Annotated in this window: 19 protein-coding genes, 1 tRNA gene and 1 pseudogene; 8 read left to right on the top strand and 13 right to left on the bottom strand. The window is 72.0% G+C overall.

Translation table 11 applies throughout. The features are described from left to right. The first annotated feature begins 11 nt into the window (after positions 1-11). A complete protein-coding gene (locus ACLQ28_RS03400; RefSeq protein ID WP_110567725.1) occupies positions 12-1,412 on the top strand; it encodes an alpha,alpha-trehalose-phosphate synthase (UDP-forming) in 1,401 nt (466 codons plus the stop codon). A gap of 41 nt (positions 1,413-1,453) precedes the next feature. Continuing rightward, on the top strand, positions 1,454-4,015 hold the full coding sequence (gene otsB / locus ACLQ28_RS03395; RefSeq protein ID WP_425684776.1) for a trehalose-phosphatase: 2,562 nt from the start codon (positions 1,454-1,456) through the stop codon (positions 4,013-4,015). Positions 4,016-4,377: 362 nt separating this feature from the next. Here otsB and cobA read toward each other — a convergent pair whose 3' ends face one another. From cobA to cobC, 3 genes are read right to left on the bottom strand one after another with little or no spacing between them, the layout of a single operon-like run. After that, positions 4,378-5,646 carry a uroporphyrinogen-III C-methyltransferase gene (gene cobA / locus ACLQ28_RS03390; protein WP_425684691.1) on the bottom strand — a complete coding sequence of 423 codons (1,269 nt, stop codon included), beginning with the start codon at positions 5,644-5,646 and terminating at the stop codon, positions 4,378-4,380. Between the two features lie 40 nt (positions 5,647-5,686). Continuing rightward, positions 5,687-6,772 carry a nicotinate-nucleotide--dimethylbenzimidazole phosphoribosyltransferase gene (gene cobT, locus ACLQ28_RS03385; protein WP_425684775.1) on the bottom strand — a complete coding sequence of 362 codons (1,086 nt, stop codon included), beginning with the start codon at positions 6,770-6,772 and terminating at the stop codon, positions 5,687-5,689. Continuing rightward, a complete protein-coding gene (gene cobC, locus ACLQ28_RS03380; protein WP_425684690.1) occupies positions 6,772-7,875 on the bottom strand; it encodes an Rv2231c family pyridoxal phosphate-dependent protein CobC in 1,104 nt (367 codons plus the stop codon). The genes cobT and cobC overlap by 1 nt, the downstream gene beginning before the upstream one ends. A 121-nt stretch (positions 7,876-7,996) precedes the next feature. On the opposite strand from cobC, the gene ACLQ28_RS03375 reads away from it, so the two are divergent. Continuing rightward, positions 7,997-10,126, top strand: a complete 2,130-nt coding sequence (locus tag ACLQ28_RS03375) for a transglycosylase domain-containing protein (RefSeq protein WP_425684689.1) — start codon at positions 7,997-7,999, stop codon at positions 10,124-10,126. Positions 10,127-10,159: 33 nt separating this feature from the next. Here the strand turns inward: ACLQ28_RS03375 and ACLQ28_RS03370 are convergent, their stop codons facing one another. Continuing rightward, positions 10,160-11,563, bottom strand: coding sequence for a cobyrinate a,c-diamide synthase (locus ACLQ28_RS03370; RefSeq protein ID WP_425684688.1), 1,404 nt, complete (start codon positions 11,561-11,563; stop codon positions 10,160-10,162). A gap of 196 nt (positions 11,564-11,759) precedes the next feature. On the opposite strand from ACLQ28_RS03370, the gene ACLQ28_RS03365 reads away from it, so the two are divergent. After that, on the top strand, positions 11,760-12,581 hold the full coding sequence (locus ACLQ28_RS03365) for an SURF1 family protein (RefSeq protein ID WP_425684687.1): 822 nt from the start codon (positions 11,760-11,762) through the stop codon (positions 12,579-12,581). Positions 12,582-12,636: 55 nt separating this feature from the next. On the opposite strand, the gene ACLQ28_RS03360 is transcribed toward ACLQ28_RS03365, so the two are convergent. From ACLQ28_RS03360 to ACLQ28_RS03340, 5 genes are all read right to left on the bottom strand, one after another. After that, on the bottom strand, positions 12,637-14,229 hold the full coding sequence (locus ACLQ28_RS03360; protein WP_425684686.1) for an ATP-dependent DNA ligase: 1,593 nt from the start codon (positions 14,227-14,229) through the stop codon (positions 12,637-12,639). Between the two features lie 131 nt (positions 14,230-14,360). Further along, on the bottom strand, positions 14,361-14,567 hold the full coding sequence (locus ACLQ28_RS03355) for a hypothetical protein (RefSeq protein ID WP_030333429.1): 207 nt from the start codon (positions 14,565-14,567) through the stop codon (positions 14,361-14,363). A gap of 76 nt (positions 14,568-14,643) precedes the next feature. After that, positions 14,644-15,987, bottom strand: a complete 1,344-nt coding sequence (locus ACLQ28_RS03350) for a dipeptidase (RefSeq protein ID WP_425684774.1) — start codon at positions 15,985-15,987, stop codon at positions 14,644-14,646. A 36-nt stretch (positions 15,988-16,023) separates the two neighbouring features. Further along, complete coding sequence (locus ACLQ28_RS03345; RefSeq protein WP_425684685.1) at positions 16,024-17,163, bottom strand: M48 family metallopeptidase; 1,140 nt, start codon at positions 17,161-17,163, stop codon at positions 16,024-16,026. A 103-nt stretch (positions 17,164-17,266) separates the two neighbouring features. Continuing rightward, positions 17,267-17,881, bottom strand: coding sequence for a uridine kinase family protein (locus tag ACLQ28_RS03340; protein WP_425684773.1), 615 nt, complete (start codon positions 17,879-17,881; stop codon positions 17,267-17,269). Positions 17,882-18,439: 558 nt separating this feature from the next. Between ACLQ28_RS03340 and ACLQ28_RS03335 the strand changes: the two genes are divergently transcribed. Beyond that, positions 18,440-18,841, top strand: a complete 402-nt coding sequence (locus ACLQ28_RS03335; protein ID WP_272619644.1) for a rhodanese-like domain-containing protein — start codon at positions 18,440-18,442, stop codon at positions 18,839-18,841. Positions 18,842-19,133: 292 nt separating this feature from the next. Here the strand turns inward: ACLQ28_RS03335 and ACLQ28_RS03330 are convergent, their stop codons facing one another. From ACLQ28_RS03330 to ACLQ28_RS03320, 3 genes and pseudogenes are all read right to left on the bottom strand, one after another. Then, positions 19,134-20,678, bottom strand: a complete 1,545-nt coding sequence (locus ACLQ28_RS03330; RefSeq protein ID WP_425684684.1) for a cobyric acid synthase — start codon at positions 20,676-20,678, stop codon at positions 19,134-19,136. A 125-nt stretch (positions 20,679-20,803) separates the two neighbouring features. Continuing rightward, positions 20,804-21,796, bottom strand: a pseudogene (locus tag ACLQ28_RS03325) (cobalamin biosynthesis protein); the annotation flags it as partial. Between the two features lie 335 nt (positions 21,797-22,131). Next, on the bottom strand, positions 22,132-22,881 hold the full coding sequence (locus ACLQ28_RS03320) for a single-stranded DNA-binding protein (RefSeq protein WP_425684683.1): 750 nt from the start codon (positions 22,879-22,881) through the stop codon (positions 22,132-22,134). 302 nt (positions 22,882-23,183) lie between these two features. Between ACLQ28_RS03320 and ACLQ28_RS03315 the strand changes: the two genes are divergently transcribed. Further along, positions 23,184-23,624 carry an HPF/RaiA family ribosome-associated protein gene (locus ACLQ28_RS03315; RefSeq protein ID WP_425684682.1) on the top strand — a complete coding sequence of 147 codons (441 nt, stop codon included), beginning with the start codon at positions 23,184-23,186 and terminating at the stop codon, positions 23,622-23,624. A 169-nt stretch (positions 23,625-23,793) separates the two neighbouring features. Continuing rightward, entirely contained in the window at positions 23,794-24,789 is a 996-nt protein-coding gene (locus ACLQ28_RS03310) for an alpha/beta hydrolase (RefSeq protein WP_425684681.1), read from the top strand. 43 nt (positions 24,790-24,832) lie between these two features. Here the strand turns inward: ACLQ28_RS03310 and ACLQ28_RS03305 are convergent, their stop codons facing one another. After that, entirely contained in the window at positions 24,833-25,543 is a 711-nt protein-coding gene (locus ACLQ28_RS03305; RefSeq protein WP_425684680.1) for a hypothetical protein, read from the bottom strand. A 160-nt stretch (positions 25,544-25,703) separates the two neighbouring features. On the opposite strand from ACLQ28_RS03305, the gene ACLQ28_RS03300 reads away from it, so the two are divergent. Next, positions 25,704-25,776 (top strand) — tRNA-Arg (locus ACLQ28_RS03300). Position 25,777: the final 1 nt, after the last annotated feature.

Below are 25,777 nucleotides of genomic sequence, written 5' to 3'. Positions count from 1 at the left end.
GGTGGCCGATCGTGACCGTCCGTAGCTCCTTTGTCGTAGTGGCGAATCGTCTGCCGGTCGACGAGGTGAGCACACCCGAGGGACGGCAGTGGCGACGCAGCCCCGGCGGGCTGGTCACCGCGCTGCATCCCGTACTCGCCGAACACCAGGGCACCTGGGTCGGCTGGGCCGGCGGCACCGGTGCCGCCCCCGAGCCGTTCGACCTCGAGGGGATCCGCCTGCACCCGGTCCCCCTCAGCGCCGAGGAGTTGGAGCGCTACTACGAGGGCCAGTCCAACGCGACGATCTGGCCGCTCTATCACGACGCGGTGGAGACACCGGCCTACAAGCGCCGGTGGCGGGAGGCGTACCGCCTGGTCAACGCGCGGTTCGCGGAGGCCGCAGCGGACGTCGCAGCCGAGGGCGCGACGGTCTGGGTGCAGGACTACCAGCTCCAGTTGGTCCCGGCGATGCTCCGTGAGCTGCGCCCGGACCTGCGGATCGGGTTCTTCCTGCACATCCCGTTCCCGCCGATCGAGCTGTTCATGCAGATGCCGTTCCGCACCGAGATCCTGCGCGGCCTCCTCGGCGCCGACCTCGTCGGTTTCCAGCAGCGGCTGGCCGCCCAGAACTTCGTCCGGCTGGCCCGACACCTGCTCGGGCTGCGCTACGAGGGGCAGATGATCCAGGTCGACGGTCGGCAGGTGAAGGCGGGCGCCTTCCCCATCTCGATCGACACCCAGGAGATGGAGCGGATGGCCGCCGACCCGGCGATCCAGGCCCGGGCCAAGCAGATCCGCGCCGAACTGGGCGATCCGAAGACGATAATTCTGGGCGTGGACCGGCTGGATTACACCAAGGGCATCGAGTTGCGACTCAAGGCCTTCCGCGAGCTGCTGGCTGACGGAAAGTTGACAGTCCCCGACGCGGTCATGGTGCAGGTGGCCACTCCCAGCCGCGAGCGCGTGGAGCACTACCAGGCACTTCGGGTCAAGGTCGAGCGCGAGGTCGGCCGGATCAACGGCGAATTCGGCAGGGTCGGCGTGCCGGCGGTGCATTACCTGCATCAGTCGTACAGTCGCAGTGAGCTGGCCGCGATGTACGTTGCTGCCGACGTCATGATGGTGACCCCGCTGCGAGACGGAATGAACCTGGTGGCGAAGGAATACGTAGCATCACGTGCCGACCAGGGTGGCGCGCTCGTGCTCAGCGAGTTCGCCGGCGCGGCCACCGAGCTTCGCCAGGCATTTTTGTGTAACCCGCACGACCCGGACGCGGTCAAGGACGCCCTACTCCGGGCAGTGCACGTGGAGAAAACCGAGGCACGCCGCCGGATGCGGACAATGCAACGTCACCTGCGTACCCACGACGTGGGCCACTGGGCCAAGTCTTTCCTCTCCGAGCTTGGAGTTTCCGAGGCGGAGGCCGAGTGAACACGACCGTCAACGATGGAGCGGCAATCGCCACCGGGGTGATGGACCCCGAACTGCGCGCCGCCATCGGCCGAATCGCCCGGGTCCCTCAACTCTTGGTCGCCTGCGACTACGACGGCACGCTGGCGCCGATCGTGGAGGACCCGAGCACGGCCGTCCCGCTGCCCGAGGCCGTGGCCGCTGTTCGTGCGCTCGCCGCGCTGCCACAGACCACCGTGGCGGTCGTCTCCGGCCGGGCGCTGCGCGACCTGGCCGCACTCTCCCGGCTGCCCAGCGAGGTGCACCTCGTCGGCAGCCACGGCTCCGAGTTCGACATCGGCTTCGTCGAGCGACTCTCCCCCGAGTTGGTCGCGGTCCGCACCAGGGTTCGGGACGCGCTGCGCGAGATCGCCGCCGAGCACCAGGGCATCCGGCTGGAACGCAAGCCGGCAAGCGTCGCGATGCACACCCGCGGGGTCGACCCGCAGGTGGCCGCCTCAGCCATCGAGGCGGTCCGTAACGGCCCGGCCACCTTTGACGGCGTCACGGTGACCCAGGGCAAGGAGGTCATCGAGCTCTCCGTCGTGGCCACCCACAAGGGCACCGCGGTCGACCAACTGCGGACCCAGCTCGCCTCCAGCGCGGTGCTCTTCATCGGCGACGACATCACCGACGAGAACGCGTTCAGCAACCTGCACGGTCCTGACCTCGGCGTCAAGATCGGCCCCGGGGACACCCAGGCCGGCTACCGGGTGGCCGATCCCCTGGAGGCGGCGCGCGCACTGGCGCTGCTGCTGGAGACCCGGCGGCACTGGCTGTTCGGCGAGCGGGCGGTGCCGATCGAGCGGCACTCGATGCTGGCCAACGGTCGTACCGTCGCTCTGCTCACCCCCGAAGCCAAGGTCAGCTGGCTCTGCCATCCCAAACCGGACTCGGCGGCGATCTTCGCCGACCTGGTCGGTGGCAGCCCGGCCGGTCACTTCAGCGTCGCCCCGGAACGCGGCGGCATCCCGCTGGGCCAGCGCTACCGCTCCGGCACGATGACGGTGGAGACCCGGTGGTCGGGGCTCACCGTCACCGACTGGTTGGACAAGCCCGCAAAGGAGACCACCCCGGACGGCCCGGCGGTCGTCACCGGTGACTCGACCCTGGTCCGGGTGCTCACCGGCAGTGGCAAGGCCCGGGTGGAGTTCGCGCCGAGGCCCGAATTCGGTCAGGTCGCCGTGCAGTTGCAGCCGCTCGGCGACGGCCTGCTGGTGCTCGGCTCCAACGAGCCAGTCGCGCTCTACTCCCCCGGCGTGCGGTGGGAGGTCGTCAACGACGGCGGGTACGAGACCGCCAAAGCGGTCGTCGACATCTCCGCCGCAGGCGGGCAGGTCGTCCTGGAGCTGCGCTTCGCCACACACAGCCTGGAGCACCACCGGGTCCCGATCCACGAGCGGCAGGCCGCCGCCGAGCAGCCGTGGAAGGACTGGGTGGCCTCGCTGAAGCTGCCGTCCACCGCCCGTGACCTGGTCGCCCGCAGCGCACTGACCCTGCGCGGGCTCTGCCACGAGGCCACCGGCTCGATCCTGGCCGCGGCGACCACCTCGCTCCCCGAGGAGCTGGGCGGCGTCCGCAACTGGGACTACCGCTACTGCTGGCTGCGCGACGCCGCGCTGACCGCCCGCGCGCTGGTCGACCTGGGCTCCGTCGAGGAGGCCGAGGCGCTGCTGCGTTGGGTGGACGGCTGCATCGAGCGCACCGGCGGCCACCCGGAGCGACTGCACCCGCTCTACACCATCGACGGCTACGAGCTGGGTGCCGAAGCGGTCATCGACACGCTGCCCGGGTACGCCGGCTCCCGGCCCGTCCGGGTCGGCAACCTCGCCAACCACCAGTTGCAGCTGGACGTCTTCGGGCCCATCGCCGACCTGATCGCGGCCGTCGCCGACGCTCGCGGCTCGGTCCGCGACGACGAGTGGCGGGTCCTAGAAAACATGGTCGAGGCGGTCCGCCGGCGCTGGCACGAGCCCGACCACGGCATCTGGGAGGCCCGGCTGCCACCACGGCACCACGTCTTCTCCAAGGTGATGTGCTGGATGACCGTCGACCGGGCGCTGCACGTGATGCGCGAGCACGGCGGCGAGGACCGACCCGAGTGGAAGGATCTCCGCGATCGGATCGGCGCCAACGTGCTGGAGCACGGCTGGCACCCCGACGTCGAGGCGTACAGCGTCGCGTACGGCGACGAGGACATGGACGCCTCGTCGCTCTGGATCGGGCTCTCCGGCCTGCTCCCGGGTGACGACCCGCGCTTCCTGTCCACAGTCCTGCGGATCGAAGCGGACCTGCGCAGCGGCCCGGTCGTCTACCGCTACCACTGGGACGACGGCCTACCCGGCCGTGAGGGCGGTTTCCACATCTGCACGGCGTGGCTGATCGAGGCGTACCTGCGCACCGGCCGCCGCACCGACGCCGAGGAGTTGTTCGCGCAGATGGTGCTCACCGCCGGCCCGACCGGGCTGCTCCCCGAGCAGTACGACCCGCTCGCCGAACGCGGCCTGGGTAACCACCCGCAGGCCTACAGCCACCTCGGCCTGATCCGCTGCGCTCTGCTGCTGGACAACATGCTCAAGCAGTAGTTTTCCCGCGTGTACGACGGGGCCGGAGCGCTTGCGCTCCGGCCCCGTCGTCAATGTGGCCCGTCAGTCGGTGGCCGGAGCGGCTGACTACTCGTCACCCGAGCGCCACCGCCACCGCCACCGCACTCGCACTCGCACTCGCACTCCGCCAGTCCTTTGCTCTGCTTCAACCAAGGCAACACAAACGCCTCCGCGGTGTTGCCTTGGTTGAAGCAGAGCAAAGCGTGCCTGGGGACCCCTCCTTCCCCTACCTCGGCGGTGCCGCCGGGGGGCGAGCCGGCCCGCGCGGACAGGTGCCGGCCGCGCCGGACGCAGGGCCTCAGCCTCGCGGAGGTAGCGCTCAGGTCCGCACGCCGCGTTCCTCAGCCGTCGAGCGCGCCCACCACGTCGCCCACCACGACGACGGCGGGCGGCCGCACGTCGGCCGTGAGTACGTCGGCGGCCACCGCGTCGAGCGTCGATCGCAGCGTCCGCTGAGTGCCGGTCGTGCCCTCCTGGACGACGGCGACCGGCGTCTGCGGCGGTCGGCCGTGCGCGATGAGGGTGGCCGTGATGGCGGCGAGGTTCTTCAGCCCCATCAGGATCACTAGCGTGCCACGCAGACCCGCGAGGGCTTCCCAGCGCACCAGGGACGCCGGTGAGTCGGGTGCCAGGTGCCCGGAGACCACTGTGAACTCGTGCGCCACCCCCCGGTGGGTGACCGGGATGCCGGCCGCGGCCGGAGCGGCGATCGAGCTGGTCACCCCGGGGACCACGGTCACCGGTACGCCGGCCGCCGCGCAGGCCAGCAACTCCTCACCGCCCCGGCCGAAGACATACGGATCGCCGCCCTTGAGCCGCACCACGCAAGCACCCGCCAGGGCACGATCGACCAGGATCTGGTTGATCTCCTCCTGCGCACGAGACGGGCCGTAGGGGATCTTCGAGGCGTCCACCAGCTCGACGTCCGGGCGCAGTTCGTCCAGCAGCAGGCCGGGCACCAATCGGTCGGCGACCACCACGTCGGCCTCGGTGAGCAGCCGCCAACCCTTCACGGTGATCAGCTCCGGGTCACCCGGCCCCGCCCCGACCAGCGCCACCCGCCCGGTCTGCCGCGCACCGGCCGCACCGGTCGCACCGGCCGCAGCGGTCGCAGCGTCGGGCATGCTCTGCGTCGGTGCGGTCCCGTTCGGCACCAGGCGGACGGCGAGAAGGTCGCGGATCGCATCGCGCACGGTCATCGCACGGCGGGGGTCGCCGCCTCCGAACACCGCCACGGTGACCGGGCCGTGCCGGGTCACCGCCGGGGTCCAGGCGGTGGCGGCCGTCCGATCGTCGGCCCGGACGCAGAAGATCCTTCGTTCGGCGGCGACGGCACTCACCGAGGCCGCCGCTATCGGGTCGTCGATCGCCACCTGGACCAGCCACGCGCCGTCCAGGTCCTCGGGGGCGAACCGGCGCGGCACCCAGTGCAGCCGGCCCGCGTCGGCGCGGGCGCGCAGCGCCGGGGTCAGCTCCGGTGCCACCAGCAGGACGTCCGCGCCGGCGTCCAGCAGCGCGGGCACGCGCCGGGTGGCGACCGCGCCACCGCCCACCACGACCACCCGCCGACCGTCGAGCCGCAGACCGAGAGGGTACGGATTGGTGGTCACGCCGCACCACCGGGCCGGACGGTTCGCTCGCTGCGCGTGGTCACTTCTCGGCCACACCAGCGGAGTCGAAGGTGGCCACCTCGTGCAGCACCCGGACCGCGCCGGTGACCACGGGCAACGCCAGCAGCGCGCCGGTGCCCTCGCCGAGGCGCAACCCGAGGTCGATCAGCGGGTCGAGGCCGAGGTGGCGCAGCGCCACCGTCGCGCCCGGCTCGGCCGAACGGTGCCCGGCGACCATGGCGCACACCGAGTCCGGGGCGAACGCGGCGGCGACGAGCGCGGCCGAAACAGCGATCACACCGTCCAGCAGCACCGGCGTGCGACGAGCCGCGGCACCCAGGATCAGCCCGGCAAGCGCGGCGTGCTCCAGGCCACCGACAGCGGCCAGAACGCCCAGCGGGTCGGCCGGGTCGGGTGCGTGCCGGGTCAGCGCGGCCCGCACCACGGCGACCTTGTGCGCGTACGTCGGGTCGTCGACCCCGGTGCCGCGACCGGTGGCGTCGAGTGCGTCGGCACCAGTGAACGCGGCGATCAGCGCGGCCGCCGGGGTGGTGTTGCCGATGCCCATGTCCCCGGTGAGCAGGATGCCGGCGCCAGCGTCGATCAGCTCGTCGGCGATCCGGATGCCCGTCTGCACCGCCGCCAGCGCCTCGTCCCGAGTGAGTGCCGCGGTCACCGCGAGGTCACGGGTGCCCCGGCGTACGGAGGCGACGACCAGCCGGGGCGCGGACGGGTCGAGGACGGCCGCCTCAGTGGTTGGCTGGACGGGCAGCGGGGTGGCCACACCGACGTCGACCACGGTGACCGAGGCACCGGCCTGCCGGGCGAACGCGTTGACCACCGCCCCGCCAGCCAGGAAGTTGCCGATCATCTGCCCGGTGACCTCCTGCGGCCAGGGGCTGACCCCCTGGGCGTGCACCCCGTGGTCGCCCGCGAAGATCGCCACTGCGGCCGGCTCGGGCAGCGGTGGCGGGCAGGCCCCGGCCAGGCCGGCGAGGCGTACCGAAAGGTCCTCCAGCGCACCCAGCGAGCCCGCCGGCTTGGTCAACCGGCCGTGCAGCTCACGGGCGGCGGCCATGGCCGTTTCGTCCGCCGGGCGGATCGCCGCGATCGTGGTCTCCAGCATCATGCCTCCATGGTCTCGCGCAGCACCTCGATGAACGCGTCTGTCGTGTTTCGGTCGCGTACCGCCACCCGCAGCCAGTCCGGGCCGAGACCGGGGAAGGTGTCGCCTCGACGCACCGCCCAGCCCCGCTCGCGCAGGGCGGCACGGATCGGGGTCGCACCCGGCAGGTGTAGCAGGACGAACGCGCTGGTGGGACGGCCGACGACGCGTACACCGGGCAGGTCGGCGAGGCGGGCGACCAGGTGGTCGCGGTCGGCGGCGAGGTCGGCGGCGATCGCGCGTTCGGCCTGGACCGCGACGTCGGTGGCGCAGGCCGATGCGGCAGCCAGCGCGGGTGTGGAGACGGCCCAGAGGGGCTGGACGGCCGCCAACCGGGTCAGCAGCTCCGGTGCGCCGAGCAGGTAGCCGATCCGTAGGCCGGCCAGGCCCCAGGTCTTGGTGAGGCTGCGCAGCACGAGCAGCCCGGGCAGGTCGCGCCGCTCGGCCAGCGACTCCGGTTCACCGGGGTGCCCGGGTGCGGTGGTGGTGTCGGCGAACGCCTCGTCGACCACCAGCACTCGACCGGGGCGGGCCAGCGCGGCCAGTGTCTGCGCCGGGTGCAGCACCGAGGTCGGGTTCGTCGGGTTGCCGATCATCACCAGGTCGGCGTCGGCGGGCACCCGGGTCGGGTCGAGCCGGAAGTCGTCGGCGGGGTCCAGCAGCACCCGCTCGACCTGGTGCCCGGCGGCCCGCAATGCCGCCTCCGGCTCGGTGAACTGGGGGTGCACCACCACGGGTCGGCGAACGCCGCGAAGCGCCTGGGCGATCAGCACGAAGCCCTCGGCGGCGCCGGCGGTGAGCAGGACCTCGTTCGGGTGACGGCGGTGTCGGGCGGCGACGGCCGCCCGGGCCGGCCCTGGGTCCGGGTAGTGGGCCAGGTCGGTCAGGGTCGCGGCGATCGGGCCGGCCAGCCATTCGGGAGGCCGTGCCTGACGGACGTTGACGGCGAGGTCGATCAGTCCGTCGCCGACCTCCGCGTCACCGTGATGCGCCAGATCTGGCTCGGTAGCAGCCGTCGGCTCGACCTCGGCGAGCGGCGCGACTCCGCTCGGCTGATCACACATGCCCGCGATCCTGCCGGGAAGGTGGCCGGTGGGACAGCCGATCTCGGCGTAAGCCGCGTCACCACTCGCCGGTTTAAGAGTTCTTCTCATGTACGAATCGGAAATGTCATAACTTTTCCTTGTGAGCAACCGACCCCTTGCTGCCGCTGGTCGACTCGTCCCTCTTCTCCGCGCCGGACTGATCGCCGGAATCGTGATCGCCGCCGCCGCCTACCCGCTGGTCGCCCTCACCGGGCTCGGCGCGAAGGCCACCGCGCACGCCGTGGAACAGAAGACCCGACTGCTGACCACCGCCCTGCCCGCCGAGACCTCCTACGTCTACGCCCCGGACGGCAAGACCGTGCTGACCATGTTCTACGAGGAGTACCGGCAGTACACCAAGCTGTCGGACATGTCGCCGAACATCCAGCAGGCGATCGTCGCCGCCGAGGACTCCCGCTTCTACCAGCACCACGGCGTCGACCCCAAGGGCGTGGCCCGCGCCTTCGTGGCCAACGCCCGCTCCGGCGGCTCCCAGGGCGCGTCGACGCTGACCATGCAGTACGTCCGGATGGCCCTGCGGGACAGCGCGACCACGCCCAAGGAGGTCCAGGAGGCCACCCAGCAGACCAGCATTCGCAAGGTCAAGGAGATGCGGATGGCGCTGGACCTGGAGAAGGAGATGAGCAAGGAGCAGATCCTGGAGCGGTACCTGAACTCGGCGTACTTCGGGCACCGGGCGTACGGCATCTACGCGGCCAGCGAGATCTTCTTCTCCAAGACCCCGAAGAACCTCACTCCGGTCGAGGCCGCCACCCTCGCCGGGCTCGTCAAGTCCCCGTCGGAGTACGACCCGGCCGACTCCGACCAGAAGGAGGCCACCGGGCGGCGCAACTACGTGCTGGACCGGATGAGCCAGCTCGGCTACCTCTCCCCTGACTCGGCCGCCGCCGCCAAGGCCGAGCCGATCCGGCTGAAGCTGACGACCCCGCCACACGACTGCGCCGCGGTGGCGGAGAAGTACAACAGCTGGGGCTTCGCCTGCGACTACCTGAAGAACTGGTGGAGCGCGCAGCCCGCGTTCGGGGCGAACCGGCTGGAACGGATGGACAAGCTACGCCGGGGCGGCTACCGGATCGTGCTCAGCCTCGACCCGAAGATCCAGGAGGCGGCGGAGAAGAACGTCGGCTCCAAGGAGGCCACCGGCAGCCCGTTCGCCAACGGAATCGTGGTCTCCGAGCCGGGCACCGGGCGGGTGAAGGCAATGGCGGTGAACCGGACGTACTCGCTGGACCTGGCCGAAAACCCGCAGAGTTCCAATCCCGAGGCCGGGCCGAAGGTGAAGGCCAACTACCCGAACACGGTGGCACCGCTGCTCGGCGGCGGTGACCTGGCCGGCTACCAGGCCGGGTCGACGTTCAAGATGTTCCCGATGCTCGCCGCACTGGACTCCGGAATGACGCTCTCCACCTCGTTCAACGCCCCATACCGCTACAAGTCCTCCGTCTACGACGGATGGGCGCCCTCCAACGCCAGCGGCGCGATGACCGGCCAACAGACCATGTGGTCCGGCTTCGGCAAGTCGGTGAACACGTACTTCGTGTGGCTGGAGGAGAAGGTCGGCGCGGACCGGGCGGTCCGGCTGGCCGAGCAGCTCGGGCTGCGGTGGCGCACCGACGTCGACAAGGACCAGGCGTCCCCGACGAAGGTGAAGAAGTGGGGCGCGTTCACCCTCGGCGTCTCCGACGCCACCCCGCTGGAGATGGCGAACGCCTACGCCGCCGTCGCGGCCGACGGCCGCTACTGCGAGGCGATCCCGGTGCAGGCGATCATGAACCGAGACGGCACGCCAGCCACGTACGCCACCCCTGGCGGCATCCATCGTGAGGTGGCCAAGCCGCGCTGCCGGCAGGTGGTCAGCGCGGACGCCGCTCGGGCGGCCACCGACGCGGCCCGCTGCCCGACCGGGGACACCCCGGCACGCGGCAGCTGCGGCGGCTGGTCCACCGCCGACAGCGTGCGGGGCACGGTCGGGCGCCCGGTGGCCGGCAAGACCGGTACCACCGACAGCACCCGGTCCGCCTGGTTCGTCGGCTACACCCCGGAGTTGGCCGCGGCGAGCTTCATCTCCGACCCGGACAACCCGTTCAACGCCGTCGGTGACGGGCAGTCCCAGATCCCGATCAAGGCGGTAGCGGAGACGCTGCGCGACGGCCTGAAGGGCACACCGACCCGCCAGTTCACCCCGCCGTCGGACGCGATCGTCGGCTGACCCGGCGACCGTGACGCGCCACCACCTCGTCGATCACGCCGACACCCCGCCGGGTTCGGCGGGCACCACCTCGGCCGTCGGGTCGGTCGCCGCCGCGGCGACCAACCGGGCGGCCGTGGCCGGATGACCCGCCCAGTGCAGGGTGAGCTGCGAGGCGTGCACGTTGCGCCAGACGAAGCCCTCCGGCGCGCCCCCCTCCCAGCTCCACGCCGGGCGCTGACCAGCGCGGGGGGTGAGCACCGCGCGGTGCGCCTTGTGGCCGACCAGCACCGTGCCATGCGCGGCGACCACGCTGTCGGTCTGGGCCGTCGCCTCCCGGTAGCCGGCCACCAGGCCGTCCCGGCTGACACCGACCGCATCGAGGACACCGCACATCGGCAGCCCGTCCAATTCGCGGGCCAGCCAGAGCAGACCAGTGCCCTCGGCGATCACCGGACGCCCGGTCCGCGCCAACTCGGCCACCGCGATGCACAGCCGCCGGTTGGCCGACAACTGCTCGGCGTACGCCTCCGGCAGCGCGCCGCCGACGACCAGCGCGCGGGTGCCGACCGGCAACGCCTCGTCGCGCAGCGGATCGACGGTGACGACCTCGGCACCGGCGGCCCGTAGCAGTTCGGCGGTCTCCGGGTGGCTGAAGCTGCCACCCGGACCGCCGGCCAGCGCCACCAGCGGGCGGTCCGCCGGGGCGGTGAACGCGCCCAGGGCCTCCTCGGGAGACCAGGCCGGGGCTGACAACGGCGGAGCCGAGCGGGCCAGCCCGAGAAGCCGCTCCAGGTCGACCGTGGCGGCAACGGCCTCGCCCAACCGCCGGACCGCTCGGATGGCGTCGGCGGACCCGTCGACGACCGGTGCCACGCCGTGCCGCCGCGACGGCAGCACCGCCGGCAGGTCGTGACGACGCAGTGCGCCGTAGACCGGCACGCCCACGTCGTCCAACGCCTCACGCAGCATGGCCTCGTGCCGGGAGGACGCCACCCGGTTGAGGATCACCCCGCCGAGCCACAACTGCTCGTCGTACGAGCGGAAACCGTGCACCAGGGCCGCCACCGACTGACCCATCGCGGCCACATCGACAACGAGCACCACCGGGCTGCGCAGCGCAGCGGCCGCAGCTGCCGTGGACTCCTCCTCGGGGCGGCCGCCTACCGAGTCGTACAGGCCCATGCTGCCCTGCACCACGGCGAGCCCGGCACCGGCAGCGCCGTGCGCCACCAGCGGGGCGAGCCGGTCGACCCCGACCAGCCGGGGATCGATCGCCCGACCTGGCCGACCGGAGGCGAGCCCGAGGTAGGCGGCGTCGACGTGGTCCGGCCCGAGCTTGAACCCGGCGACGTCGACCCCCCGCTCGGCCAGGGCGGCGAGCAGCCCGATCGCCAACGCGTTCTTACCGTGCCCGGAGGACGGCGCGCTGAGCACCAGGCGCGGCACGACGGTCATCATCGACTCCTCGCGAGCGGCGGCGGGTACGCGACGGGGACGACCGGGGCCGATCCGTCGGCGTGACGATACCCGTCCGGCTGGAGACGCGAGCACCGCCAACCAGGGCCAGCGGCGCGGCCTGCGGGGCAGTCCTGGCCCACTCCCTGGCCCGGTCCAGGTCAGTGGCGCCGGTCATACGGGTAGCCTCGGTGCCGTGTACCGGTTCCTGCTGAGCCCACGTTGGCTGGGCGCTCTCGCGCTGACCCTGGTTGCCGCCGCCGTCATGGTGTTCCTCGGCAACTGGCAGCTGGACCGCTACCGGGGGCGTACCGAGGTCAACGAACGGATCGACGCGGGCCAGCGGATGGCCCCGGCGCCGCTGGCCGACGCGCTGCGCGCACCCACCGGTGGCGCGGGTACGGCTGGACCGGCCCCCGCCGAGGACAAGGTCTGGACCCGGATCACCGTCACCGGCCGGTACGACCCGACGAACACCGTGCTGGTCCGTGGCCGGACGGTGGACAGCCGGGTCGGTTTCGAGGTGCTCACCCCGCTGGTGCTCCCCGACGGCACGGCGCTGCTGATCGATCGGGGCTGGATCCCGCCGGCACCGGGTGGGGCGACCGCCCAGCCCACGGTGCCCGCCGCGCCGACCGGCGACGTGACGGTGGTCGGTCGGGTGCACGAGACCGAAAGCGGCGCTGGGGCGGTGGCGCGGCGTGACGGACGGCTGGAGATCCGGCGGATCGGGGTGTCACGGCTGGCCGGCGAGCTGCCGTACCCGGTCTATGGCGCCTACATCCTGCTGGACGAGCAGACCCCGTCGGCCGACCCGGTGTTCAAGGCGGTGCCGGTCGGGCACACCAACAACTGGCAGAACTTCGGTTACGTCGTGCAGTGGTGGCTCTTCGCGGTGATGTCCCTGTTCGGCTACGGCTGGGTGGCCCGCCGAGAGGCCCGCCGCGCCGCCGGAATCGGCGTCGACCAGGGTCCGCTGGACCGGGCGGCCGAGCCGACGCCGAGCGCGTCCGCCTGACCGGGGCGCGGGCCGGTGTCCCAACCGGACCGGTGACCTGGGCTGGGGCGACCGGTCAGCCGGTGACCCGGCCGGCGTGGATGGCGCGGACCGCATCGATGGTGTCGGCCTCGGCGGCGGACTTGTCGTCGCGATACCGCACCACCCGGGCGAACCGCAGCGCCATCCCCCCGGGATAGCGCGAGCTTGTCTGCACCCCGTCGAAGGCGATCTCCACCACCTGTTCGGGGCGAACCCGGACCACCCAGTCGCCGCGCTCCACGGCGAGGTCGAGGAAGCGCTCGGTCTGCCAGCGCAGCAACTCGTCGGTGAGCCCCTTGAACGTCTTGCCGAGCATGACGAAGTCACCGGTGTGCGGGTCGCGTGCGCCCAGATGCAGGTTGGACAGCCAGCCCTGCCGTCGGCCACTGCCCCACTCGACGGCGAGCACGACCAGGTCGAGGGTGTGCCGGGGTTTGACCTTGACCCAGGCGGCACCGCGCCGGCCGGCGTCGTAGGGCGCGTCCGGTGCCTTGACCACCACCCCCTCCTGCCCGGCGTCGAGCGCGGCGGCGAACGCGGCGGCTGCCTGCTCCGGGCCGTCGACCTCCATGCGCCCCACCAGCAGCGACGCGTCCACCGCACCGGCGAGGGCGGCCCACCGATCCCGGCCGGGCAGGTCGATCAGGTCCTGGCCGTCGAGGTGCAGCAGGTCGAAGAAGTACGGAGTGAGCACGGTCGCGCCGGTGCTGGCAGCTGCCGCAAGCACCGCCGGGGCGACCGGTGTGCGCCCGGTGCTGCTGGGGGTGGTGCGTCGGGCTGCCCGGCTCGAAGTCTGCTGGAACGGCAGCGGGCGGCCTGTCTCGTCCAGGCCGATCGCCTCGCCGTCGAGCACCAACTCCCGGCCCGGCAGGGCACGGACGGCGGCGACCACCTCGGGCACCCGGGCGGTGATCTCGTCGAGGCTGCGGGTGAAGACGGCGATGTCGGCACCGGAGCGATGCACCTGGATGCGGATGCCGTCGAGCTTCACGTCGACCACCGCCGGCATACCGGTCGCTGCGAGGGCCTCGTCGACTGAGGGGGCGCTCTGCGCGAGCATCGGTGCCAGCGGCCGGCCGACCTGCAGGCCGAACCCGGCCAGCTCAGCAGCCCCTCCGGCCAGCGCGGCAACCGCCACGGCCCGCAGGTCACCGGCGAGCAGCAGGGCCCGCCGGACCGTCGCCACCGGCACCTCGGCCGCCCGGGCCACCGCGTCGGCGAGGAGCCCGGCCTGGGCACCCTGGCGCAACTCACCGCTGAACAGGGCTGTGAGCAGGCGCTGCTCGTCGGCCGTCGCCGCCGCGTAAAGAGCGCCGAGTAGCGCCCGCCGCCGAGCCTGCGAGCCCGTGCCGTGCACCGCGGCGATCTGCTCGATGGCCGCGTCGACAGCGGCCACGGTCAACGTCGGCTCGGCAGCCGGTGGCGGCAGATCTCGGAGACTGGCGTAGCCGACCCCGGTCTGCCGTTGTCGCAGCTCACCGGCGAGATAGCCGGCGCCGGGCTCAACCTCGCCCGGGTCCAGTCGGCGTAGCGCATCAGCGAGCAGCTCCACCTTGGCCCGCCGACCGCTGGTGGCGCCGACGGCGGCGGAAGTGGCTGCCAGGTCGAGGAACCGCACGCCGCTCATCCTGCCAGGCACCTCCGACACCGCCCGGACATTGCCGTGCCCGGGCGGTGTCGGCAGGGTGCCGCCCGCTGACGCGGACGACGGATCAGTGCCTGCTTCATGAGGGCGGCCAGTCCTTCTGAAGCAGGCTCCTAAGCGGAGACGGGCTCCTCGATGCGCAACCCCCGGGCGCGAACCTCGCCGGCGACCCGGGAGAGCACCGAGTCGAGGGCGACCAGGGCTGCGGAGAGCTCACCAAGCTGTTCGTTGAGCGTGTCCTCGGACCACGCGGAGACGTCGACATCTCCCAGTGCGCTGACAGCGGCCCCCAACCGGGCCATCACCTCGTTCGTACTCATGTACGAAAGGCTATAACAGCCAACCGTCCGACACGCCGTAAACTCCCAGATCAGGCCCAAAATCGCCGTTCGAGACCTAACTGCCCGCTGCCGCCACATTGCGCAGCAGCAGCGCCTCGGCGAGGCAGACGCGGGCGAACTCCCCCAGGTGCAGGCTCTCGTTCGGGCCGTGTGCACGGGCGTGCGGGTCCTCCACGCCGGTCACCAGGATCGCCGCCTTCGGGAACATCTCCTGGAAGGTGGCGATGAACGGGATCGAGCCGCCGACACCGATGTCGACCGGGTCCGTGCCGTCCCAGGCAGTGCGGAAGGCCGAACGGGCGGCGTCGAACATCGGCCCGGACGCGTCGATCACGCACGGGTCGCCATCGTGCTCGAAGCTGACCGCCACCTGGGCGCCCCACGGTGCGTGCTTCTCCAGGTGCGCGCGCACCGCCGCGTACGCCCGCTTGGGGTCGTCGCCGGGGGCGAGACGGATGCTGAGCTTTGCCTTCGCGGCCGGGACCAGAGCGTTCGGCGCTTCACCGGTGGACGGCGCGTCGATGCCGAGGATCGCCAGCGCGGGCTTGGTCCAGAGCCGGTCGGTGATCCGGCCGGTGCCGATGAACTGCACGCCGTCGGCCAGCCCGGCCTCGGCCCGGACCCGGTCCTCCGGGTAGTCGACGGTGGCGCCCTCCCGGCCCACCAGCCCGTCCACGGCCACGTCACCCGCATCGTCGTGCAGCGTCGCCAGCAGCCGGACCAGCGCGGTGAGCGCATCCGGCACGGCACCGCCGAACATGCCGCTGTGCACCGCGTGGTCCAGGGTGCGGACCTCGACGAAGCAGTTGACGATGCCCCGCAGCGAGGTGGTCAGCGCCGGTACGCCGATGTCCCAGTTGCCGGAGTCGGCGATCACGATGACGTCGGAGGTGATCTCGTCGCGGTGGTCGGCCAACAACTGCTCCAGCGAGTCGGAGCCGTACTCCTCTTCGCCCTCGATGAAGAGGACCACGCCGACCGGCAGCGCGTCACCGTACGCACGCAAAGCCGCGACGTGCGCCATGATGCCGGCCTTGTCGTCGGCCGCGCCCCGGGCGTAGAGCCGACCGTCGCGCTCCACCGGCTCGAACGGGTCGGATTCCCACAGCGACCGGTCGCCGACCGGCTGCACATCGTGGTGGGCGTAGAGCAGCACGGTGGGCGCACCGGGCGGGGCCGCCCGACGGCCGATCACCGCAGGCTGACCGCCGGAACGCACGATCTTGACGTCCAGGCCGCAGTCGCGCAGCAGCTCGGCGACCGCCTCGGCGGACCGTTCCACGTGCGAGTGGTCGAAGCCCTCGAAGGCGATGCCGGGGATGCGGACGAGGCGTTCCAGGTCGGCCCGTACGCCGGGCATCTCCCGCTCGACGGCGGCCCGCAACTCGGACTCGGACATGATCGGTGAGGTCATGACCGGCATCGTATGCCGGCCTTACCCAGGCATGCCGGCGGAGCCCGTACCGTCACCGCCTCCCGCAGTGCCCGCGCCCGCGCCGGGCGCGGCCCGGCCGGCACGGTGCGCGCGACCGGCGGCCTCGGTGGCGGCATCCATCCAGGAGCGGGCCCGACCGGCGGTGCCGCCCACCCACTCGCCGACGTCACTGGCGCCGTCGCCGAGCCGGCGCACCAACCCGACCAACGGATCGGTGGACCGGCTGAACTCCTCCCGGTACGACTCGGCAGCCGCCTTGATCTCCTCCGAGACGCTTATCGAGCTGTCGTCGTCACGGCGCGGATATTCCCCGGCCAGCACCCTCCCGTACGCCCCAGAGTCGATCCACTGGCGCAGCTGGGCCGCCCGCGCCACCGGCGCCGGGTGAGTGCTCCACGCGGTCATCCGGATCTTGTGCAAGCTGTCGCGCAGATCCCCGCCGCCGGCGTACTCGGTGGCCTGCTCCAGGAAGGCCGTGGTGTCGATCTGGGACAGGTCACCGCCGCCAGCGAGTTTCATCAGCAGCCGTAGCGCGGCGGCCGGGTCCTGCCCAGCGAGCAGACCGGCCCGGTCGGCGGAAAGCTCCGCCTTGCGCCACCACTCCAGCATCGCCGCGATGATGGCCCGCAACGCGATCGCGCCGACCGGCAACCAGCTCAGATTGGCCACCCACCGGGTGAGGATCATGAGCATGGTCTTGTAGACCGCATGCCCGCTACCCACGTGCCCCAGCTCATGGCCGAGCAGGCAGCGCAGCTCATCCTCGTCGAGCTGCTGCACGCAGGCCGAGTTCAGCACGATGAACGGCCGTTCCAGGCCGACCGCCTCGGCACCCAGCCAGGGCGACTGGGTCACGTACAGCTCGGGAAGCTCGGCCACGTCGAGCACCGCCGCTGCCTCGGTGTAGCGCTGCCACACCGCCGGGTACTGCCGGTGATCGACGCGGATGCCGGAGGCCAGCACAGACAGCCGGAAACCGCGCTCGTTCCACATGCCGAAGAACGACCGCACCACGTCGTCGAAACCGCGCAGCTCGCGCAGCGCGACCAGGGCACCCCGATCGGCCGGATGCTCCCAGGCCCGCGAACTGACACCGGTCAGAGTGATCCGGCGCCGCGCGGGCGCGTCCGTTGCCGACATGATGAGTCCCCCGTTCGCCGCGGCCCTGAGCCATCTCGCTTCAGCCTTCTCGCATCGGCCTTCTCGCATCGTGCCGTAGCCGGTGACGGACGTCCATGCCCACTCAGCGGATGCGCACGTAGTACCGGTCCGCGTCGTGCGGCAGCGCCGGCGCGCCATCCACCAGCAGGTCCGCCCGGGCCGCCGTGCCATCGGCGGCAAAGTGCGCCCGCTCCCCGGCGTGCCAGCGACGCAGCTCCGGCAGAATCTCCGGCCCGTCCCGTTCGACCGCACGGGCCAGCCGCAACGACGCGGGCGCGGTGACGAACACCGCCAGGGTCAGCTCCGGCCGGACGACGGCACGGGCGGCGCTGACCCCCTCCAACACCAGCACCGGGGCCACCGGCACCGGGACCGGCTGGGGCAGGAAGCGTTGCCGCACCCAGCTGTAGCGTCGGTAGGCACCCGGCTGCTCTTCGCGCAGCGGGGCCAGCACCCACTCGTCGAGCCGGGGCCAGAAGGTGACCTGGTCATCCCAACCATCGAGCAGGTCGTCGGTGTGCACCACCGGCGGCCGGCCACCGGGCAGCGCCGCCAGGGCGTCCGCGAGACGCGCGGCGAACCGGCTCTTACCCGCGCCGCTCGGCCCGTCGACCGCGACCAGCCGGGTTCGCCCCAATCGCGCTGGGCCCGCGAGCACCCGACGGGCCAATTCGGCGTACGCCTCGACGACCGCCACGGGAAGCCCTCCAGACCGCTCCTCGACGTCCGCGCCCTCCTCGACGTCCGCGCCCTCCTCGACGAAGCCCCCGACGCGGATAGCCCGATCCGCCAAGCCCTCGACCTCCACGCCGTTCGCGGCCAAGCCCTCGACGCCGACGGCCCGGCCCGCCAAGCCCTCGACCTCCACGCCGTTCGCGGCCAACTCTCCGGCGTCGGCGATTCCATCGGTCGGTCGTCCGACGTGTCCGGCCTCGCGGCCTGGTGCCGGTCGGCCGGCGTCGGAGGTCAGCGCAACCTCACGTGGCACATGGCTGAAGTATGCCGCCGCCACCGCAGGCCAGGGTGATCGACTCCAGATCGCCGACATTGCGGTATCCCTGATGCGGGATACCGCAATGTCGGCGAGGCGGAGTGGATCAGCGGGCCGCGTGGGCCGGGCTGACACGTCCTGCTGACCGCCCTCACCGGGCACCGTCACGTCCGGGGGAATTGGGGCGGCGACGGGTGACGCGCGGCCCGTTCGCCGCCCGGGGTGCTACCGAATCGGCATGATCGGGTGGTGCTCCGAGACGTGATGAGCCCCGGCATCGACGCCCTGCTCGAACAGGCCCGCGCCGGGCTGCACCGACTGACTCCGCAGCAGACCGTCGAGGCGGTCCGCGGCGGCGCCCTGCTGGTCGACACCCGTACCGAACTGCAGCGCCGTGAACAGGGCGACCTGCCGGGCGCGGTCGTCGTCGACCGGACCGTGCTGGAATGGCGGCTTGATCCAGCCAGCGCCTGGCGGATCCCGGAGGCCACCGGGTACGACCGAGAGATCGTGCTGGTGTGCCGGCAGGGTTACAGCTCCAGCCTGGCCGCCGCCAGCCTGCAGACCCTCGGGCTGCGCCGGGCCACCGACATGATCGGCGGCGTCGATGCCTGGCTAGCCGCTGGACTCCCCACCACCGACCGCCCCGCCGACATCCGCCCCTAACGCCCCACCAGCGCCACCCAACCGTCGCCACCCCAACCCACCCCGTCGATCATGGAGTTGTGGTGGGGATAAAGGTGGCCTATCAGGGCATACCGGGCACCATTGGTCCATGATCGACGCGGTGAGGAGCGACGACCCGCGCCGCCAACGGTTTCGGCCAGGCACAGACCGAGCAGGGCAAGCCGGCCCGGCACAGACCGAGCAGGGCAAGCGGGAGTAGCCCGTGGGTCGTCCAGGATCAGCGTGTTGGGCAACCTGACCCGCATCATGGGGGGCTGATGGGGTCGTTGGGCTATGAGGACGGTGGGGGACCGGGTGGGATGAACGGGAGGCCAGGAGGTGCGCCCGTTTCGATGAGCTGCCAGAGGGCATCGGTGTCCAGGTGTTCCTCGACCAGGTCACCGAGCAGGTCGAGCGAGCGTTCCCGGGCGGCGGCGAAGCTTGTGGCCGGTGCGACCCGGAAACCCGTGCGGCCGGCCAGGCGAGCCACCTCGGTGAGGAACCACCGGCGAAACCCGTCGGACTCGAACGCCCCGTGCCAGTGCGTGCCGTGCACCGCGCCGAGCACGGCTCCCTCCCCGGCACCGTCTTCGCCGGTCAGCAGCGGGGTCAGGGTGGGGTCGGCCTGCGAGACGTACCCGTGGTGGATTTCGTAGCCGCGGACCGGGAGGCCGTCGTGGGCGGTGCCCACCGACTGCCGGACGGTCTTGCGGGAGTCGAAGGTGATCTCGATAGGCAGCAGGCCGAGCCCTGGCACGCTGCCCCTTCGGCTCTCCACCGTGTCGTGGATGGCGCGGCCGAGCATCTGGAAGCCGCCGCAGAGGCCGAGCAACGGTTTGCCGGCCGCCACGTGCGCGGCCACCGCGTCGGCGAGGCCAGTCTCGCGCAGCCAGGCGAGGTCGGCGACGGTGGACTTGGAGCCAGGCAGGACGACCAGGTCGGCGGCGGCCAACTCGGCCGGTTCGATGGTGAGGCGTACGCGGACGCCTGGCTCGGTGGCCAGCGCCTCCACGTCGGTGGCGTTGCTGATCCGGGGTAGGCGGACGACGGCGACGTCCAACCACTCGGTGCCGTGCGGGGCCGAGGGGCGTCCGAGGACTCGGCCGTAGGCGAGGGAGTCCTCCGCGTCGAGCCACAGGTCCAGTGCCCAGGGCAGCACCCCGTACGTGGGACGACCGGTGACGTGACGCAGCATGTCCAGCCCCGGCTGGAGCAGCCCGAGGTCGCCCCGGAACTTGTTGATCACGAAGCCGGCGAGCAGCGCCTGGTCGGCAGGGTCCAGCAGTGCCACGGTGCCGAACATCGAGGCGAAGACACCGCCCCGGTCGATGTCGCCGACCACGATGGTGGGCAGGTTGGCGTGCCGGGCCAGCCCCATGTTGACGTAGTCGCCGGCCCGGAGGTTGATTTCCGCGGGGCTGCCGGCACCCTCGCAGATCACCACGTCGTACGTGTCGCGCAACTCGGCGAGCGCCGCGTACGCGGTCTCAGCGAGTCGGGGCCGCAGGTGCCGGAAGGTGCCGGCGGTGATCGTGTCGACCGCCTCGCCGAGCAACACCACCTGACTGGCCAGGTCGCTGCCCGGCTTGAGCAGCACCGGGTTGAATCGCAGGTCGGGTGCGAGCCCACAGGCTGCGGCCTGCATGGCCTGTGCCCGCCCGATCTCGCCGCCACGCCCGTCGGGACCGACGACCACGGCCGAGTTGTTCGACATGTTCTGCGCCTTGTACGGCGCCACCTTGACGCCTTGGCGGTGCAGCCAGCGGCAGATGCCGGCGGTGAGCACGCTCTTGCCGGCGTCGGAGGTTGTGCCGGCGACCAGCAGCCCGCCGCTCACCGCCCGCTCCCCCGTTCCGCCCCGACAGCCCGGCCCGTGCCGACCAGCCCAGCCCGGCCCGTGCCGACTAGCCCAGACCGGCCCGTGCCGACCAGCCCAGCCCGGCCCGTGCCGACCAGCCCAGCCCGGCCCGCGACGGCACCGAGGCAGCGGCGGCCCACGGCACCGACCAGACGGCCGAGGGTCACCGGGTACGCGGCGGCCAGCCCAACTGCGGCCAGCCCGACCGCGCCGGAGATCCGGGCGGCCCGCTTCAGGTGGCGCGCCTCCGGGCGGGGGCCGTCACCGAGGAACGGCCGCACCTCGGAGCGCCCGAAGTAGATGTTTCGGCCACCGAGGCGGACGCCGAGCGCACCGGCCATTGCCGCCTCACACTGGCCGGCGTTGGGACTCGGGTGGTCGTTGCGGTCACGCCGCCACACCTGCCAGGCCCGCTGCCGATCCCCATTGGCGACCGGCGCTACGGCGATGGTGAGCAGCCCGGTCAGCCGGGACGGCGCCAGGTTGAGCAGGTCGTCCAGCCGCGCGGCCGGCGTGCCGAACCGCGCGTAGCGCGCCGACCGGTGCCCGACCATCGCGTCGAGGGTGTTCGCCGCACGGTAGCCCAGCAGGCCAGGTAGGCCGGCGATCGCGCCCCAGACCAGCGGGGCCACGACGGCGTCGGAGGTGTTCTCCGCCACCGACTCGACGGTGGCGCGGGCCAGCTCCGACTCACCCAGCGTCGACGGGTCCCGTCCGCAGAGGTGCCCGAGGCGTCGCCGGGCAGCGGGCAGGTCACCGTCACGCAGCGTTCGCCCCATGACGGTGGCTTCGTGCCGCAGCGTCCGGCCACCCAGCACGGTCCATGTGCCGGCGGCAACGAGCACCGCCCGGGTCACCGGTCGGTGCCGGGTCGCCGCCGCGGCGGCTGCCCCGAGCAGCACCGGGCCACCCACGGCCAGCGCGGTGAATGCAGAACCCGCCGTCCGGTCCGGCCGGTAGAGGCGGCGCTCCAGCGCGCTCGCGGCCTGCCCGAAGCCGGCCACCGGGTGCCACTTGCGTGGATCACCGAGCAGCCGGTCCAGGGCGTACCCGGCAAGCAGCCCCACCGCGTTCGCCACCGGCGCTGTCCGTCGCACCCGCACCACCTCCGGCCGGCCAGCCTAGACGAGCATCCCGTAAGCCAGCCCGACCCACGGTGCTCGAGCGACCAGCGCCTCGTGGGTGGCCGCCGCCGTCACGTGGGGTGACGATGCTGGTCGCGTCGCCACCCCACCCCCGTCGTGCCGTGCTGTGTGGTTTCGTGCTGTGTGGCTTCGTGCTGTGTGGCTTCGTGCTGTGTGGCTTCGTGCTGTGTGGCTTCGTGCTGTGTGGCTTCGTGCTGTGTGGTTTCGTGCCGCCGAAGCACCGGCGACCTGCACGGGGCCTCAGACAGCTCGGTCATCGCCCGACCCGCGATGGTCGGACCGATCGGTTACGCCGGCTGCGGCACCCGGCCCCGGCTCCGCCGCCCTCGACCGGACAGCGCAGGCTCCGGCTGACCCTCGTCGGGTGCCGGCCTCGACTCGTCGTCCAGGTCATCGTCGATGGTGTCGTCCTCTTCTTCGGGTGGGAGGATCAGCTCGTCGTCCAGGCCCGGCGGAAGGTCGGCCTGCCCGTTCGGGGAGCCATCGTCGCCTGCCGGGCCGTCGACGAACGGGCTGGTGCGCAGTGCCGCGTAGTCGGGCAGCTCGAAGTCGTCGTCCAGCGGGCGGTCGTCGGGCAGCACGGGCGCGTGCCCGGCCGACACCGGCTCGGTGGGTTCGCCGTGCACCCGACTTTCGGCTTCCGCGTCCTCCACGGTGCTGGTCGTCGTGCTCGGCCGGTTGCGCAGGAACCGGGCCCGGCCTCGGGACAGGTCGTGGCCGACGGCGACCGCCTCCAGCTCGTAGAGGGTGCGGTGGTTGCCGGCGTCGTCGGTCCAGTCGCGGGTGTAGAGCCGGCCGCAGACCACCACCGGATCGCCGACCATCACCGAGGCTGCCACGCCTTCGGCGAGCTTGCGCCAGCAGTTGACGCGAACGCGAAGCGAGTTGCCGTCAACCCATCGGCCGCTTTCCCGGTTGAGCCGGCGGGCGGTCGAGGCGACCTTGAAGTTGGCCACCAGGGTGTTGCTCTGGGTGGTACGCCGCCACTCGGGCGCAGTCAGCACATTACCGACAATTGTTACGTAGGTGTCGAACATCGTCCCTCCAGGGGGATCGGGGCCTGCCAGCGCGAGTCGACTCGACACCGAGCCTGTGCGTTGAAAGCGACCATCGCCAGCGCCCAACCCCGACCTGTGGACGACGAACCGACCTGTGGACAACGCCCTGATCACGCCCTGATGTGGTACGGCGAACCACCCGGCTGAGCCTCAGCGGTTTCCGAGGCCAACCAATCTGGGTATGCACTTGATCAAGCACCACCGACAGCTCCACGTCGACGAGAGGTCAGCGCCATGATGATCACCAAAATCGGCTCCGCGATCGCTTCCGAGGCGCGGCGATGAGCGCCGTGGCGAACCCGGCCACCGTTGCCGAGTGCCTGCGGGTGGGCGCCGGGTTCTCCCAGGGCGACCGAAACTGGATCGCCGAGCAGTTCGTCACCCTCGACGCCCGGCTGGCCAGCTTCCACGCCGACGCCACCGAGCTGGAGGTGTCGGTGAAGGACCGGGAGGCTCGCGGCCAGAAGGTCACCCTGGAGTGCTGGATCGCCGGTCGGCAGAAGATCGTCACGACCTCGGCGGAGGAGGACCTGCACGCCGCGCTGAACGACGTCCGCGACGACCTGCGCCGTCGACTCAACGACGCCAAGACCCGCCAGGAGCCGCGGCACAACAAGCACCTGCGCGACATCCCGCAGCCCCAGAGCGAGCAAGACCCAACCGAAGACCAGGAGCCCGTCCCCGCCGCCGACCCCACACGGGTAAACGCAGAAACGGCATAACCCTGCCCCCGCCCCGCCCGTGCCCCGTCCCGCGATCTTGCACTTTCGGACCTCGAATCGCGGCTATTGACCGTTATGCCGCGACAGCAAGTGCAAGATCGCGGGACGGGTGGGGTGGGGCGAGAGCGAGGGCTACCGCTGGGTAGGTGGGCGGCGTAGCGTCGCGTTCGTGGAACCGGACGTGTTGGGGCCGCCGTACGAGCGGCAGACGATCGACCTGGGCACCGACGATGAGGGGCCGGTCGTCGCGACCCTGGTCCGGCGCCGGGCCGAGCGCCCCACCGGGCGGGCCGTCCTCTACGTGCACGGCTTCGTCGACTATTTCTTCCAGACCCACCTGGCCGACTTCTTCGTCGAGCGAGGCTGGGATTTCTACGCACTCGACCTGCGCAAATATGGTCGCAGCCTGCTCCCGGGCCAGACCCCGAACTTCTGCCGCGACATCAGCGACTACTTCCCCGAGTTGGATGCCGCCGCCGAGATCATCCGCTCCGACGACGGACACGACACCCTGCTGACGATGGGCCACTCCACCGGCGGCCTGATCCTCTCGCTCTGGGCGGACGCCCGCCGCGACACCGGCACCATCGACGGCCTGGTGCTCAACAGCCCGTTCTTCGACCTCAACGCCCCCTGGGCGGTGCGCCGACCCCTCGCGGCCGCCGTGTCCCGGCTGGGCCGCAGGGCGCCGCACCGCATCCTGCCGATCGGGCTGGGCACGGTGTACGGCGAGAGCATCCACACCGACCACCGCGGCGAGTGGACCTATGACCTGGCGTGGAAGCCGCTGGCCGGGTTCCCGGTCCGGGCCGGCTGGCTGAACGCGATCCGCACCGGTCAACGCCGGCTACGCGCTGGTCTGGACATTCAGGTGCCGGTGCTGCTGGCCTGCTCGACCCGCTCCTACCGGGGCACCAAATGGCACGACAACGCGACCCTGGCCGACGCCGTCCTGGACGTCGAGCACATGGTGCGGTATGCGCCCCGCCTCGGCCGCCACATCACCCTGGCCCGCTTCGACGGTGGGATGCACGACCTCGTGCTCTCCGGCCCCGCCGTACGCCGGAAGGTCTTCGACGAGGTCGGCCGCTGGGCCGAGGCGTTCCTCGCCGCAGGTCCCACCGCCCCGGCCGACTCGGTAGGTGCGGCGACGCCCGGCGGCTGACCGATGACCGCTGACCAGGCCGGACGGCGGTGCGGGTAGGGGCTCAGACGTCGCCGGGGGTCGCCGGGAGGACGGCTCGGATCCGGTCGAAAGTCGCCACCGGGTGACCGCCGACGCCGGGTAGCACCAGGCCCAGGCAGTACAGCGACACCTCCCCGGTGGTGTCAGCCTGGACGACGAAGACCGGCGCGCCGACGTACCCCGGCGGCAGCTCCGTCGTGATCCGCACGTCGTCCCCGTCCCGGACCACCCGCTCGATCGCCACCTCCAACGGGCGCGACCCGTCTTCGCGTACCCCATGGGCCAGCACGAAGGCGGAATCGGCGTCGGCGCCGAGGCGGGCGACCACCTCGGGCCCGGCGGCGATCCCGGCGGGCACCGGCTGGACCCGCCACCGCCAGCCGCCGTCGCCGGCGTACCGGTGCAGGCCCGCGGTCGGCAGCACCGCGACCCCGTCGCCCGGGAAGCGGGCCCAGCCGGGCACGACCTCGGCCGCGGAGACGGCAGCCGGCGCGACCCCGGCCGGCTCGGTGACGCTCGCCCGCAGACTCAGCTCACCACCACCCGCCGAGCCGACCAGGTCGGCCGCCGTCAGCAGCGACTCCCCCACTGGGTCGTCCCCGCCCTGAAAGAAGAACGCCGTGCCGTGAACCTGGTCATCGTCGACCGACGAGCGATACGGCAGGATGGCGCGACCGACGATCTGGCACAGCTCGTAGGCGACGTCGTTCTCGGCGTCGGGATCCAGCAGCACCAGCCAAAGGTACGGTCCGTGGTCGGGCCGGTCCGTGGGAACCCAGATGCTCGTTACGCGGTCGCCGTGAGACCCTGCTCGGCAACGTGGACGCGGGCACCCTTTTCGCCGCCGGGCAGTAGGACGGCGGTACCCTCTGGGCGCAACATGCACGCCACACGCGCCCGTAGCTCAGCGGATAGAGCAGGGGACTTCTAATCCCAAGGCCGCAGGTTCGAATCCTGCCGGGCGCAC

The organism is Micromonospora sp. DT201, assembly GCF_049841575.1.
Lineage (GTDB): Bacteria > Actinomycetota > Actinomycetes > Mycobacteriales > Micromonosporaceae > Micromonospora.
The sequence above is the reverse complement of the archived record's forward strand: the minus strand, read 5'-3'. Positions and strand labels throughout refer to the sequence as shown.

Bases quoted from the DNA above. Each gene is read 5' to 3' on its own strand.
- otsB (WP_425684776.1), top strand. From the start codon at position 1,454: ATGGACCCCGAACTGCGCGCCGCCATCGGCCGAATCGCCCGGGTCCCT.
- cobT (WP_425684775.1), bottom strand. From the start codon at position 6,772: ATGCTGGAGACCACGATCGCGGCGATCCGCCCGGCGGACGAAACGGCC.
- cobC (WP_425684690.1), bottom strand. From the start codon at position 7,875: ATGTGTGATCAGCCGAGCGGAGTCGCGCCGCTCGCCGAGGTCGAGCCG.
- ACLQ28_RS03370 (WP_425684688.1), bottom strand. From the start codon at position 11,563: ATGACCGTCGTGCCGCGCCTGGTGCTCAGCGCGCCGTCCTCCGGGCAC.
- ACLQ28_RS03360 (WP_425684686.1), bottom strand. From the start codon at position 14,229: ATGAGCGGCGTGCGGTTCCTCGACCTGGCAGCCACTTCCGCCGCCGTC.
- ACLQ28_RS03355 (WP_030333429.1), bottom strand. From the start codon at position 14,567: ATGAGTACGAACGAGGTGATGGCCCGGTTGGGGGCCGCTGTCAGCGCA.
- ACLQ28_RS03350 (WP_425684774.1), bottom strand. From the start codon at position 15,987: ATGTCCGAGTCCGAGTTGCGGGCCGCCGTCGAGCGGGAGATGCCCGGC.
- ACLQ28_RS03345 (WP_425684685.1), bottom strand. From the start codon at position 17,163: ATGTCGGCAACGGACGCGCCCGCGCGGCGCCGGATCACTCTGACCGGT.
- ACLQ28_RS03335 (WP_272619644.1), top strand. From the start codon at position 18,440: ATGAGCCCCGGCATCGACGCCCTGCTCGAACAGGCCCGCGCCGGGCTG.
- ACLQ28_RS03320 (WP_425684683.1), bottom strand. From the start codon at position 22,881: ATGTTCGACACCTACGTAACAATTGTCGGTAATGTGCTGACTGCGCCC.
- ACLQ28_RS03315 (WP_425684682.1), top strand. From the start codon at position 23,184: ATGAGCGCCGTGGCGAACCCGGCCACCGTTGCCGAGTGCCTGCGGGTG.